This window comes from Limnothrix redekei LRLZ20PSL1 (assembly GCF_043235035.1).
Taxonomy (GTDB): domain Bacteria; phylum Cyanobacteriota; class Cyanobacteriia; order CACIAM-69d; family CACIAM-69d; genus CACIAM-69d.
Genome location: NZ_JAZAQF010000069.1, coordinates 131,067 through 144,469, shown reverse-complemented (window position 1 = coordinate 144,469; position 13,403 = coordinate 131,067). Strand labels below are relative to the sequence as shown.

The following is a 13,403-nucleotide window of genomic DNA, read 5'->3' as shown; positions in this document are numbered from 1 at the left end:
CCATTAGGTCGCAGATGCCATGAAGTTATGTGTTGGTGGGCATTGCCCACCCTACAGGCTACTACTTCGCAACCATCTTTAAAACTGATAGCGATCCTGCTCAATCCAAAGGCTGTGGGCCACGGCCTGCCCATCAGCGCCCACGCGAATTTCCACCACAAACGGTAAGGGACGATTGGTGCGGGGACGTGCCCAATTCATGCGGTTCACGCCATTGATTTGGTCATTGATTTGATCCCGCTTGGATTCGTCCATGTAATAGGTTTCCAGGTTGTAGCGGGGCATGGCGGCCATGATTTCACCCCGCAGAGCCACTTGGTTGACGGGCAGTTGGCCCGGGCGATCGGGACGAATGGCCACCGGTTGCCAGGGTTTGGGTCGATCGGGCGGTTGATTGGGGTCTTCGGTGGCGCTGTTGGTCGGTTGTTGCAAAATCAGGTAAAACTCCCGCCGTTCATAGGGTAAGCGCGGTTTTTGTTTTTGATCTCGATCGGTGGCGATAGTTTCCCAGCCGGGCAGCTTTTCCAAAACGCTCACCTGGCTGATGTCGTAGCTAAGGGTTTGGGAATAGCCCCGCATCCAGTCGTAGGGATCCACCGGGCGGGTTTGCAACACCACAGCCCGCCCCCAGTAGTAGGTCATGGCCGCCTGGGCCGGAACCCCGATCGTCAGGCCCAACTGCAACAACATTGGGATCCAAAATCGCCAGCCGGCCACCTTCGGAGGGGGACTATCTGGGGCGATCGGGGAAATCAGGTCTTGGGTCATGGTTCAGGTTTCCAAAGTAAATGGCGGGGAGAATGGCAGGAACTTAACGGGAACGGGGTTGTGATGCGCGCTGATTTGGCGGGTCGATCGGGGCGAATCGCCAGCGATCGCAAGTCCCGATCGCTCACGATCGCACCGTGGGTGAAGAATTCGACCCATTCAGCGTTTGCACCGATCGCTCAAACCACAAACCCGCCGCAATTACCCCAACACCACAGAGCACAAACACCAGCGCCTTCAGCAGCAAATCTGTGTTGTACTCCAGCATCCGCGTCCAAATATCCAACACCAACAGCAACAGACCGCCCCAAAAGGCCAAGCGCTGCCCGTCCGATAGCCCCTCGCGCACTAGCCCCACCCCCAACAGGAACAGACACACATTAGCCAGCAATGTCCCCAAACTGGGCAGAGCCGCCACGTTGTAGTGCCAACCCAAGGTCAACCCCAACGACAACACCAGGGCCCAAAGCACCGCGTCGGTGAGCCATTGATCGGCCCCCATGGCCGCGCCGCGACTCCGCCGCGCCCACATCAGCACCGCCGCCACCGCCGCCACGGCCACATCCACCGCCAGCCAGGGGACGAATTGCGCTGGGTCATAGATATTGCCATCGGTGGAGGAACCGCTTTGGCGACCGGAACCTTCCCAGAAAAACCAGAAGCTAGTGAAGTAAAACGTGCCCATCAGCCACAGAATGGTCAAACTTTGGGTGATGTTTTGAAAGTTCAGTGGCCTTGGGTCGATCGCCCCGCCGGGCACGAACCAATGGCGCAACGTCCGGGGCAACGGCAACCGCAGCCACCAACGTTGCACGGCCGGCCAAAGTTGATCGCGATATCCCCAACCCAAAGCGAAGGGCAGCACCAAAGACAACACACTGGCAACCCAAGGGTGCATCAAGCTCCACCAAAAGTTGGTTTGCAAGGTTCCCAGCGTGAACAACCAAGCCAAGCCAAACAAAAAGCGCGATCGCGTCACATGGGCCAGGGGCAAAAAAGCCAGGGCACTCACCAAGGGCATGTGCTCCGCCAACGCTCGCTGCCAACTGGGTTCCGGCTCCCACCAGTCATAGAGACCCGACCAGTAGCCCACGATCGTCAAAATCAACGCCAGCAACCCCAGGGGCATCAACCGCAGCCCGATCGCCATGGTCAACACACCGCCGCCCCAAATGAAGTAGAGGCTCGATAAGGGGCCACCCTGGTGAAACATCTGAGCCGTCAAGGCCAAGTTCGCCCCCAACAGCAGCCCACCCAACAACAGCAGGGCTTGGCCCAAGCGGCGTTGCCCAGCCAACCGAGGAGCGGGCGATCGCCACAAATAAAAGCCCAAAGCTTGAACGCCCAACAGGGCACTCAACAACACTCCCACCCGAAACGCCCGGGGCCATTGCTGCCAGTTGGCGGCCACAAAGGTGATCACCCCCAAGCCTAACAACACCCCTCCCAAACACAACAGGATGGTCACGAAACGGTTGCGGGCCCCCTGATCGAGGGTTCGGAACTGATAGCGATCGGCTAGGCGATCGAACTGTTCCGGTTGCAGCAGGCCATCGGTCACCCACTGGCGGGCCTCCTGGCGCAACTGATAACGAAAGCGCTCGGTAATCACGCAGTCAATCCTCCCCTAATTGCGGGCCAACGCGATCGACAGTCTCCCGGCCTGTCCGGGGGGCATGATCCAACGACCATGACCGGGGACAGTGGGACAATTCTTAGCAACAAACGGTTGATGAAACTTAGGGTTCAGGAGCTGGCAATCCCCGATGGGTCAATGTTCCCAGCCCGATCGCCCCGATGGCATCCAATTTGGCATTTCTCGGGGCGATCAATCCATCCCCTGTGCCACCTGCCCTACGGGCCGACTTCAGTTCCTTGCCCAAATCCATGCCCAAATCCGTCGAGGGGCGATCAGGAGGCTTCATCGATCAGGTTCGGCAAACACGAAACATTTTCTAAGTCAATAGATTGTAAATAATTTTTATTAAATGTTATGGTTATTAACAACAACACAACACCCAACCGGCCCCCCACCACGCTGTTCTCCCCCATCTCTACCCCCCCCTCAAGGACTGTTATGAAGACCGATCTAGACTTCTCGAATCGTTACCTGCTTGACTCCGTCGTCTTCCGCCCTGACTTCAACTCAACGGGCGAAACCATCAACCTCAATCAAGCTTGGTCCCTGTTTTTCACAGCGGGGCGCGAAGATAAGGCCCTGGGTTTCAATGCCGAAACCGGACGCTTTTTCACCAACATTCTCTTCGCCTTGGCGGCCGCAGGGGCCCTGTGGGGTCTACTCTTCAGCAGCACCCTGTAAATAATGGCTGCGGAGCTTTTCCCGCCTCGAATCCCCAGCAGCTAACCTGCAATGAGAATCGTTAAAACTGACAAGAGCCGGGCCACACTGTGGCCCGGCTCTAAATCTATTGAGAGCGTCCTGTATCTCAGGAGTTCCCCCCTAGGGTTCCAGGGCGATCGCCGGAGCCACCAACGGTTTTGCGCCCGGCATCAGCCCGATCGGCTTCGTTTCCCGACCCGCCAAAGTGGGCACCGCATCACGCAGGCGCGCCGTTAGCTGCACCGTCGTCGAGTCATAGATTTGAGTCAACAGCTTGGGATAGAAGCCAATGCCAATGATCGGAATCAGCAGACAGGCGATGATAAACACCTCGCGCGGTTCCGCATCGATCAGCACCTCGTGGGACACCAATTTCTGGTTTTCCGGGCCGTAGAAAATTTCCCGCAGCATCGACAGCAGGTAAACCGGCGTGAGAATCACCCCCACCGCCGCCAGGAAGACCACAATCACCTTAAAGGGCAGCGAATAGGCATCACTGTTGGCAAAACCCAGGAACACCGTTAGTTCTGCCACAAAGCCGCTCATCCCCGGCAAGGCCAGCGATGCCAGCGAGCAAGCCGTGAACATCGAGAAGATCTTGGGCATCTTTTGGCCCACGCCGCCCATTTCGTCCAGCATCAGGGTGTGGGTGCGATCGTACGTGGCCCCCACCAGGAAGAACAGGCTCGCCCCAATCAGCCCGTGGGACACCATCTGCATCATCGCGCCGCTGATGCCCAAGTCCGTGAAGGAACCCAAGCCAATCAGCACAAAGCCCATGTGGGAAATCGAGGAATAGGCAATTTTGCGCTTCAGGTTCCGCTGGGCAAAGGAGGTAAGCGCCGCGTAGACAATGTTCACCACCCCCAAAATCACCAACACGGGCGCAAAGGTGGCGTGCGCTTCCGGCAACATTCCGGCATTCATCCGCACCAGGGCATAGCCACCCATTTTCAGCAGGATGCCCGCCAGCAGCATGTGAACTGGAGCCGTGGCCTCCCCGTGGGCATCGGGCAACCAGGTATGCAGCGGAAAAATGGGCAGTTTGACGGCATAGGCAATCAAAAATCCGCCGTAGAGCAATAGTTGCAGCGTGTGGCCGTAGGGTTTGAGGGCCAACTCCCGCATATCAAAGGTGACCGTATCACCGTAGAAGGCCATGGCCAGGGCGGCAACCAAGATAAACAGCGAGCCACCAGCGGTGTAAAGGATGAATTTGGTGGCGGCGTAGAGGCGTTTTTTGCCACCCCAAATCGATAGCAGCAGGTACACCGGAATCAGTTCCAGTTCCCACACCAAGAAGAACAAGAGCAAGTCTTGAACGGCAAAGACGGCGATTTGACCGCCGTACATGGCCAGCAGCAGGAAGTAGAACAGTTTGGGCTTGAGGGTAACGGGCCAGGAGGCCAAGATGGCCAAGGTGGTGATGAAGCCCGTCAGCAGAATCAGGGGCATGGAGAGGCCGTCTGCGCCCACTGACCATTTCAGGCCGAGTTCGGGAACCCAGGTGTAGCTTTCCACCAGTTGCAGTTCGGGGTTGCCGAAGTCGTACTGGGTACAAAAGGCATACACCAACAGGATGAAGTCAATGAGTCCTACTCCCAACGAAAACCAGCGTACGGTTTTGCCGTCTTTGTCGGGCAACAGGGGCACGATCAGGGCGGCGACGATGGGGAGGAGAATGGAGGTCGTCAGCCAGGGAAAGTTCATAGGAAGTCTTGCGTCGCTAGGCGCGATCGCGACTTAGCAAAGCGTTAATGGGTGCGTTACTCAAAGCGTTGAGTGGTGATGGTTTTAGCCATCTCTGCTGACAGTGTAAGCAATGGGATCGATCCCGTGGCGATCGCTTAATACTTTGGTTACAAAGCACTTTGAACTCTTTAAAGTTCCGTTGCAGTTTGTGGCTATTTCCTAATTTTTTGCTATGCAGCTTTTGGCAGGAATTCCCCTTGCGGGCGCGATCGCTTTTGGGATTTATTAATTCTTAAGAATTGATCAAGATTAGCGTTTGTTGATTAGCGCCTGTCATTGAACCCTTAGGTGCTTCCTTCCCCTAGATCTTGAGCTTTGAGTCTTGGGCTTTGAGTCTTGGGCTTTGAGTCTTGGGCTTTGAGTCTTGAGCTTTGAGTCTGAAAATCTGGAGAACTGGAGGGATTGCGTGGGATCTCAGAAAACGCTAGACACTGGGCTTGCGAGCCTCTGTGGTCGATCACCCCAAGGCCCTAGCGATCGGGGCGGGTGGGGGGCCGGCAGTTGGGATTGGGCAGCAGAGCATCCCAGGTTTCGGCGGTCACTTCGCCACTGGGATCCAGTTTTTGGGTTTCCTGAAAAAGACGAACGGCGTTGGCCAAGGCGGTGTCGTAGGTTCCGTCTGCGGGGCCTTGATAAAACCCCAGGAGCGCCAAAATGCCCTGAAGTCGGCGCACATCGCTGCCACTGTCACCGGGGCCCAAGTTGGGCAGGGGTTCCCGACGCGGCGGGCAGTTGGCCCAAGCGGGCCCCATGCCCAGGCTAAGACTGATGCCTAGGCCGATCGCGCCCAGGCTCAGGAGCATTCCCAGCCGGGTGAAGGCAATTGCTTTTCGGGCTGATGCAGGATTTGGAGCCATGGCCAGCCTAGGACAATTGAAATGTTCGAGAATGGAAAGGAGGCGGTTCCAAGCCATAGGGCTAATTAACGGTTAGGCAATGGTTCAAGAACAAATTCTCAGCCGCACAGCGGAGCATCGGGAATCAAGGGTCAAGCTTGGACGGTTTTTTGCCATCCATCTTGAATTAGAGATCCCTTAGATTAGAGATCCGCTTGTCGCGCGATCGCGCTGGATTTGGCAAATCATGAGTTTTGGCGATTGGCCCGTCAGTTTACACAGTCGATTTGAAGGGGCCCTCGTGGGAGGTTTGGTAGCGCTTCACCAACTTGATCGAACCTGGGAGCGCGATCGACGCAATTTGGACGCGGCTTTACAAGGGGCCCTTCAATTGTCAGAGATCGTTGGCGCACAGGCGGGCCCGGATCCGGGGCTGTTGGCCTTGGCCTCACTGGAGCCGCTGATGGCGGGGCCGGGCGATCAGTTGGGCTTGGCCCTGTTGCCTTTGCTGTTGCGCTGGTTCGATCGCCCCTTGGTGTTGCACCAACTGTGGACTCAGGCGATGGATCAGCCTTTGCCCGAAGCGGTGATTTTGGGGGCGGAGGTGTTGGCTTGGGTGTTGGTGCATCCCAATGCTGCCACGCTGGAATTCTCCCAGGGCGATCGAGAGGAAACCGAGTTCGATCCTGCGGCACATACGGCACATACAGCACATACGGCGCAGACAGCACATGCGACCCATTCCGCTGCTCTCTCCAATGCCCTCTCCAATGCCCTGTGGCCGTCGGTGGTCAACATCCTCAGCGATTGGCAAACGTTGGATCGATTGGCCCTAGATTGGCCCCAACGGCTGCGGGCGGCTACACCGGAAACCTTGCCTATTTTGGTGGCACTCCATAGCCTGCGATCAAGCGGTGGCCGCTGGGCCAGCAGCTTGGCCCGCAGCCAACAACAGTCGGCCAGTGCGGTTTTGTGGTCGGGGGTGTTGGTGGGTGCGGTGGGGGGCTGCGCGGCCATTCCGGCCGATGTGGGGGCAATTGTGCCCGATCGGCTGCTGACCCGGGCCATCCAGGGAGCGCAAATGTTGATCGATCGCTGGTCGGGTCGCTTGCCCCAATATCCCCTGGCCGATTCGATCGCGGAGGGCGATCGCCTGATTACCCATTTCAGGGTGGGACGCTGAGCAATTGCGCCCCGCCAAGTCCTCTGCTGGGGACGATTTAGCCAAAATTACCGATAAAATGCCCTACGCTTCAATCAACTGAGATACTGCCAAGATGCTGCCCAGATTCCGCTATGGGGCGATCGGGTGGTGGCTGGCCCCGTCCTGCCATGGGGCCGGTGTTAACCCATTGCGCAATCTTTGCGAGAGCGCTACGACTGTTGAAATTGTCCAGCAACGGGTTGGCCAGAACGGTGAATGAGTCCCATGGGATCATGGCCAATTCAGCCAACCGGTTGAAGTACCGACAGAGTCCCTGCAAGATGAACATGGAGACGAGACCCTTTTGGGATGACCTCCGATGGTTCTTCAGAATGGCATTTTTCAGCCCATTCTTTGGGTCAAATCAATTGGGTGGAACTGATTATGGTGACTTGGATTGCAATGGCTACTGGCGCGATCGGCGCAGGGTGTTAGGGGCAAAATGAGAGCCTCCCAGATGTTGACCCCCGCCAATCCGATGGGGCGTGATGGGCAACAGGCTGCCCCATCCCACACCGACTCCGAAGCCAGTGCGCAGGAACCGCCACCTCGCCACGGTTCCCTAGAGGATGCTGAGGATACGGTGGAGTATGTGGGCGGCCGATCGCCCGAGCCATTTCGCGACCCACCCCCTGGACGATCGCCCTTGGGGTTCAATTCTCGCAGTGTTTCCCCACCTAGTTCAGTACCACCATTACCGCCATTGCCCCACAGTCGATCGGCACGGCGCGGATTTGGGCAGCTTTGGCCCGGGCAACTTGGCTGGCTGAACCGTCGGCTGAGTTCACTGGTTCAACGAGTGACGATCAACGGAGGAGTTGGGGTGATTCGCGGCGCTTGCCATAGTCTCTGTTGCCAAACCATGGGCCAACCCTATGTGCGGCGGGCCCGATCGATTCGTCAGCGGGTGCAAACCATCCTGCTAGGCATTTTGGGGGCGATTATTCTGACGGCCACCATGAGCCAGCCTTGGTTAAATCAACCGCGCTACGGCATTGGTTCGATCGCCCCGCAAGATATCGTTGCCCCCTACGATGCCCAAGTGGTGGATCAAGTCACCACGCGCAGCCGTCGAGAGGCAGCTCGCAACGGCATTGTGCCCGCCTTGAAAATGGACTCCGATGCCACCCAACAGTTGGCGGCCGAGTTGCAACGTCGGCTGGAACGGAGTGATGAATTGCGCCAGGTGGCTGGTCAGTTTCCCTATTGGTCAGCGGCAACTCTGTCCACTGACCTGCAACAAATTGCGCGATCGCTCAATGAGGCGGACTGGCAACAGGTACTCCAGGCCCTGGGACGGTCGTCCCCCCAACCCACGCCCCGACCCACGGGGCGATCAGATGGGTTTGACCCCTTCAAGCCGTCCCTGGCCTCCGGAAAAGTCCTGCCCATTTCAGCAGAACACCCCCTGGTGGTTGCCCTCAAAACCTACCGAATCCAGGCCGGTGAAACGGCGCTGCGGCAAGTGATCAGCGCCATTGAAAAGGCCCGCGAACGCTACGCCATGGCCCAAGCCGTGATGCAAGACTTTGGGCAACAGGACTACACGGTGGATCTGTTCACCCTGACTGATACCCAATGGCAGGCCACCCGCGCCAAAACCTTGGTGGCCCTGGAAAACTTGTTGGTGCAGGGTCTCGCACCCGGTTTACCGCCGGAACTCGTTGAACGGGCGGTGCAACTCCATGTGGCATTGGTGGTTCCCTTGGAAGGTCGGGCCCTGGCTCAACAGCTTTTGCTGGGCACGATCGATCGCCCCACCCTCACGGAAGATCCAGACCGCACCCGCCGCTTGGCTGAACAGGCGGCGGAAGATGTGCCCCTTTCGATCGTGTCGCGGCGCATGGGCGAAACCATTGTTCGTCAGGGTGAACGCATTGATGCGGGCCAATTTGCCTTGCTCGATCGCTATGGTCTCAGCTCTCGGAATGTGAACTGGGGAGCAATTCTGCGGCTGTTCCTGTTGGTCTCGGGGGCGATCGTGGCCTTTTGGCAAATTGAGCGCCGAGTTTATCACCGACTGCGACAACGAGACAGCTTCCTGTTGCTGCTGCTAGCCATCAGCACCCCCCTACTGATCAGCATGGGAGCCACCTGGCCTTGGGCCAGCCCCACCATGCTGGCTAATCTGTCTGCCATTGGCCTGCTCAGTGGCGGTTTTTACGGTTCCTTGGTGGGCATGTCTTTGGTGGGGCTGTTGGCGCTGCTGTTGCCCCCCGGTTTGGAGGTGAGTTGGGTTGATGCCTTGATCGTGGCGGCGGGGGGCTTGGTGGCCGCGGCCTGGGCCGGCCGGGCCCGATCGCGCGAAGACTTGGCCCTGTTGGGCGGGGGCGTGGCGATCGCCCAAGGGGGGCTATACCTGGTCATGAACCTGATTAACAGCGCCGCCGCCGAATTTGTCTGGCTGACGGTTCTTGGTTCAGCGGCCCTGTGTGGGTTTGCGGGGCTGATTTGGGTGATCATCGCCATCGGCCTCAGTCCCTACCTGGAACATCTGTTTGATTTGGTCACTCCCATTCGCCTTGCGGAGTTGGCGAATCCCAACCGCCCCTTGCTGAAGCAACTGGCGGCGGAAGCACCGGGCACGTTTCAACACACCCTGTTTGTGGCGAGTTTGGCGGAAGCGGCCGCTCGATCGCTCGGCTGCAATGTGGAACTGGTGCGGGCCGGCACGCTCTATCACGACATCGGCAAGCTCCATAACCCCCACGCTTTCATCGAAAACCAAATGGGCGGCCCCAATCTCCACGATGAGCTGGCCGATCCTTGGCTGAGTGCGGAAATTGTCCGCAAGCATGTGAGCGAAGGCTTGGTGATGGCGCGGCGGGCCCGGTTGCCCAAAGCGATCCAAGCTTTTATTCCGGAACACCAAGGCACGATGCTGATTGCCTATTTCTATTACCAAGCGAAGCAACAGCAGGAACAGCGGGAACAGCGGGCTAAGGCAGCCAATTTCGGTTTAGATCAAACTCCTGTGGAGCGATCGAGCCGATTCGATCGCGTAGATCGCGTAGATCAAGCCGATCGAGCAGGTCAAGCCAATCAAGCCCATCAACCCGATCGCGCCACAACCACCATCAAGACAACCCAACAGGACAAAACCCCTCAAGGGCGATCGCCCTACCAAGCTTGCGATCTAGATCAGCGTCCGGTGCTGGAAAGCCATTTTCGGTATCCGGGCCCCATTCCCCAATCGAGGGAAACAGGAATTGTCATGCTGGCGGACTCCTGCGAAGCGGCCCTGCGATCGCTGGAAAATGCCACCTATGAGGAAGCCTTGGCGCTGGTGAATCGGATGTTGCGGGCCCGCTGGCAAGACAATCAGCTCGTTTGCTCGGGTCTGAGTCGGGAAGACCTGCGGGTAATTGCGGAAGTGTTCGTTACGGTTTGGCAGCAGTTTAACCACAAACGAATTGCCTATCCCAAGGCTGCTTTGAACGTGCCCGATCGGCCGGCGGCAGAGCCAGCGGCCAGCTCCTGTGCCCAATAGTGCGATTCCCCAATGCAGAATTGATTCAACAACCGAACCATCGGGATTGGCTCGCCTTTTTGCAAAAATGTCAGTAACCCACAGCAAATTAATCACTGTTGATTAACCCCAAGGCGATCTCAACATTCGGACTTCGAGAGCGATCGGTTCCTCTGCGGTGGCTGCTGGTGATGCCAGTGGCGATTCAGTTGGTGGGGGCCATTGGGCTAACCAGTTGGCTCGCCTGGCGACATGCCAACTATCTGCTAACCACCAACAGCACCCGCCTGCGCCAAGAAACCAGCCTGCGAATTGGGCAATTCTTGCAGGGAAGTTTGCAAGCCCCGATCCAGGTGGTGCAACTGATGGCCCAGGATTCGGAAACGGGGCGGGTGGATTTTTTGGATCCGAGCGATCGGGAACAGCGCCTGATTGAATATTTCCAAATCTTCAAGGGCACGGTGGACAACGTGGCCTATGGCGGCCAGGATGGGGAATTTGCCGCTGTGCAGTTCACCGACGATCGCAGCGCTCGCCAATTGCAGGTGGCCGGGCGAGCCACGGACGGCAAAATGCTAGGGTTTGATTTGGATCAAAACCGCACACTGACCTCCGTGGCCCAAGTGTTTGATCCGCGCCGCCGGAGTTGGTACAGCGACACCTTCAAAGCCGAGCGTTTGGTTTGGAATTCGGTCTTTCAGCTCCACAGCAACCCGCAAATTTTGGCGCTGCCGGTGAGCCAGCCCGTGCGCGATCGCACTGGGCGCGTCATTGGGGTGGTCACGTCGCGGCTGTATCTGTCAGCGGTGAGCCGGTTTCTGAAAACCCTGCCGATCGGGCGATCGGGCTTGGCTTTTGTGATGGAAACCGATGGGCAGCTCATCGCCACCTCCACCGACACGCCCTTGGTTTGGCCCAATCAGCCCCAACCCAGCCGCATCAAGGCCGATCAATCCCTGCATCCGGTGATTCGGGCCACGGCCCAACATCTAGCAGCCGATCGCATCATCACCGCCCCAACGAATCCCGCAGCCCCGCAAGCCGGAGTTCAGCCCCCTGCCGCTGCCCATCCCCAATCCTTTACCCTGACCGTGAACCATCGCGCCTATTTGGGCCAGACCACTCGGTTCCAAAACGCGATCGGTCTGCAATGGTGGGTGGTGATTGTGGTGCCTGAAAGCGATTTTTACGCCCCGATCGCCGCTCAGTTGCAAACAACGGTGGTGGCTTGTTTGGTGATGTTGCTGGTGGTGGCGGCGGTGGGGGGATGGCTGACCCAATGGCTGACTCGGCCGCTGCAACACCTGGTCTTGGCGGCGGAGGGTTTGGCCAAGGGTAACTGGCTCGATCGCGCACCCCGATCGCCCATTGCCGAAATCGATCGCCTGGCCAGCACCTTCAACGCCATGACGGAGCAGCTCGCCCAATCTTTTCAAACCCTGGCCCACCAAGCCGCCCACGATCCGCTCACGGATTTGCCCAATCGCCACACTCTGCTGCAAGCCATTGACCATCGCCTAGAGCAAATGGAGCAGCAAGTAGAGCAGAAAATGGCGCAAAACATGGCGCAAAACATGACCCACCCCATGGGCCCACCGGGGGAACCGCCATTGGCAACCAGCCTCAACCATCAACCCTGGCCAGGGTTAATTGATGCCGGGCCCGGGCACTATAGCGCCATCCTGCATTTGGACTTGGATGATTTCAAGCTGGTGAACGATTCCTTGGGTCATTGGGTGGGCGATCAGTTGCTGACCCTATTAGCCCAGCGGTTGCAAGCCCATTTGCAACCCAATGAGGTGCTGGCTCGGTTTGGAGGCGATGAATTTACGCTGTTTCTGGAAGGATTGGCCAGCTATGACCTGGGAATCGATCGCGCCATTCAACTGCAAACCCTCATTGCCCAACCCTTTGACCTGGGGAGTTTGGAAATTTTTGTGCGCGTCAGCATTGGCATCACTTGGGTGAATCCTCAGTTGGATGCGGAAACCCTGTTGCGTCAGGCAGAAATCGCCCTTTATGCGGCCAAACAGCGGGGCAAAGGCACTTGCGTGGTCTTTCGTCGGGAAATGCATTCCCAGGTGCTCAGTCGGTTCCAGATGGCTTCGGATTTGCAGTGGGCATTGCCTCGGCGAGAACTGATGCTGCACTATCAACCTGTGGTGGCGTTGGAAACCCAAGCGATCCAGGGATTTGAGGCTCTGATGCGCTGGCACCATCCCCAACGCGGCTCGATCGCCCCCACGGAGTTCATCCCGATCGCGGAAGAAACCGGCATCATTGTGGAGCTGGGTCTGTGGGCCCTGCGGGAAGCTTGCCAGCAACTACAGCATTGGCGATCGGTCTATCCCTGGTGTCAAGAGTTGCCCATTTCCGTCAACTGCTCCATTCGTCAACTGACGGGGGCGAACTTTGTGGGGCAAGTGGAGACCATTTTGCAAGAAACGGGGCTGCCCCCTAATCTCCTGGCCTTGGAAATTACGGAGAGCCTGTTAATGCACCTATCGCCAGAGTTGCGGGCCACGCTCGATCGCCTGGCCATCCTGGGGGTGCGCTGGGTGATTGATGACTTTGGCACGGGCTACTCTTCTCTTAGCTATTTGCACCAATTGCCACTGTCGGGGCTGAAGATTGATCAGTCATTTATCCATAACCTCGATCGCCAAGAACGTCCTCGGGCGATCGTGGCCGCCATTTTGAACCTGGCCGAGCAGTTAGACCTAACCGTTACCGCCGAAGGAGCCGAAACCGTCTCCAGCATCCGTACCTTGCAAGGGTTGGGCTGTCGGCAAGTGCAAGGGTTCTTTTTCTGTCCAGCCAGCACCCCCCGCACCTTGGAAGCTTGGATGACGAACTGGCAAAGGCGCGTGCGACCGCCCCGGCCGCGATTAGCCATTGTTCGATCGCCCCAGGAGCGATCGGCTCCGGCCACCAACCGCGCCCTGATCGACACCATCGATCGCACCCTAAACTACGCCGCCGACCGCCTCGACCCACAGGAATTGGATCCCAAAAACCCCTGAGCAGGGGCCG

9 protein-coding genes are annotated in these 13,403 nt (G+C 58.0%); 4 read left to right on the top strand and 5 right to left on the bottom strand.

The features are described 5' to 3' along the window. Positions 1–78: 78 nt before the first annotated feature. From VPK24_RS11800 to VPK24_RS11790, 3 genes are all read right to left on the bottom strand, one after another. The gene (locus VPK24_RS11800; protein WP_393013534.1) at positions 79–768 is read right to left on the bottom strand and encodes a GDYXXLXY domain-containing protein; all 690 of its coding nucleotides are present in this window, start codon (positions 766–768) and stop codon (positions 79–81) included. A gap of 124 nt (positions 769–892) precedes the next feature. Then, the gene (locus VPK24_RS11795; RefSeq protein ID WP_393013531.1) at positions 893–2,380 is read right to left on the bottom strand and encodes a DUF2157 domain-containing protein; all 1,488 of its coding nucleotides are present in this window, start codon (positions 2,378–2,380) and stop codon (positions 893–895) included. A gap of 127 nt (positions 2,381–2,507) precedes the next feature. Continuing rightward, complete coding sequence (locus VPK24_RS11790; protein ID WP_393013528.1) at positions 2,508–2,693, bottom strand: hypothetical protein; 186 nt, start codon at positions 2,691–2,693, stop codon at positions 2,508–2,510. A 152-nt stretch (positions 2,694–2,845) separates the two neighbouring features. On the opposite strand from VPK24_RS11790, the gene VPK24_RS11785 reads away from it, so the two are divergent. Continuing rightward, positions 2,846–3,088, top strand: a complete 243-nt coding sequence (locus VPK24_RS11785; RefSeq protein ID WP_190354973.1) for a hypothetical protein — start codon at positions 2,846–2,848, stop codon at positions 3,086–3,088. Between the two features lie 141 nt (positions 3,089–3,229). Here the strand turns inward: VPK24_RS11785 and VPK24_RS11780 are convergent, their stop codons facing one another. Then, positions 3,230–4,819, bottom strand: coding sequence for an NAD(P)H-quinone oxidoreductase subunit 4 (locus VPK24_RS11780; RefSeq protein ID WP_190354972.1), 1,590 nt, complete (start codon positions 4,817–4,819; stop codon positions 3,230–3,232). Between the two features lie 512 nt (positions 4,820–5,331). Further along, positions 5,332–5,718 (bottom strand): peptidoglycan-binding domain-containing protein, encoded by a 387-nt coding sequence (locus VPK24_RS11775; protein WP_393013524.1) that lies wholly within the window; start codon positions 5,716–5,718, stop codon positions 5,332–5,334. A gap of 226 nt (positions 5,719–5,944) precedes the next feature. Here VPK24_RS11775 and VPK24_RS11770 point away from each other — a divergent pair, with 226 nt between their 5' ends. The 3 genes from VPK24_RS11770 (at position 5,945) to VPK24_RS11760 (ending at position 13,393) form a co-directional block, all read left to right on the top strand. Further along, positions 5,945–6,880, top strand: a complete 936-nt coding sequence (locus VPK24_RS11770) for a hypothetical protein (RefSeq protein ID WP_393013521.1) — start codon at positions 5,945–5,947, stop codon at positions 6,878–6,880. A 478-nt stretch (positions 6,881–7,358) separates the two neighbouring features. Beyond that, positions 7,359–10,391: an HD family phosphohydrolase gene (locus VPK24_RS11765; RefSeq protein WP_393013518.1), complete on the top strand. Its 3,033-nt coding sequence runs from the start codon at positions 7,359–7,361 to the stop codon at positions 10,389–10,391. 98 nt (positions 10,392–10,489) lie between these two features. Beyond that, positions 10,490–13,393 (top strand): bifunctional diguanylate cyclase/phosphodiesterase, encoded by a 2,904-nt coding sequence (locus VPK24_RS11760; protein WP_393013515.1) that lies wholly within the window; start codon positions 10,490–10,492, stop codon positions 13,391–13,393. The last annotated feature ends 10 nt before the right edge of the window (positions 13,394–13,403 follow it).

Bases quoted from the DNA above. Each gene is read 5' to 3' on its own strand.
- VPK24_RS11800 (WP_393013534.1), bottom strand. From the start codon at position 768: ATGACCCAAGACCTGATTTCCCCGATCGCCCCAGATAGTCCCCCTCCG.
- VPK24_RS11790 (WP_393013528.1), bottom strand. From the start codon at position 2,693: ATGAAGCCTCCTGATCGCCCCTCGACGGATTTGGGCATGGATTTGGGC.
- VPK24_RS11785 (WP_190354973.1), top strand. From the start codon at position 2,846: ATGAAGACCGATCTAGACTTCTCGAATCGTTACCTGCTTGACTCCGTC.
- VPK24_RS11780 (WP_190354972.1), bottom strand. From the start codon at position 4,819: ATGAACTTTCCCTGGCTGACGACCTCCATTCTCCTCCCCATCGTCGCC.
- VPK24_RS11775 (WP_393013524.1), bottom strand. From the start codon at position 5,718: ATGGCTCCAAATCCTGCATCAGCCCGAAAAGCAATTGCCTTCACCCGG.
- VPK24_RS11770 (WP_393013521.1), top strand. From the start codon at position 5,945: ATGAGTTTTGGCGATTGGCCCGTCAGTTTACACAGTCGATTTGAAGGG.
- VPK24_RS11765 (WP_393013518.1), top strand. From the start codon at position 7,359: ATGTTGACCCCCGCCAATCCGATGGGGCGTGATGGGCAACAGGCTGCC.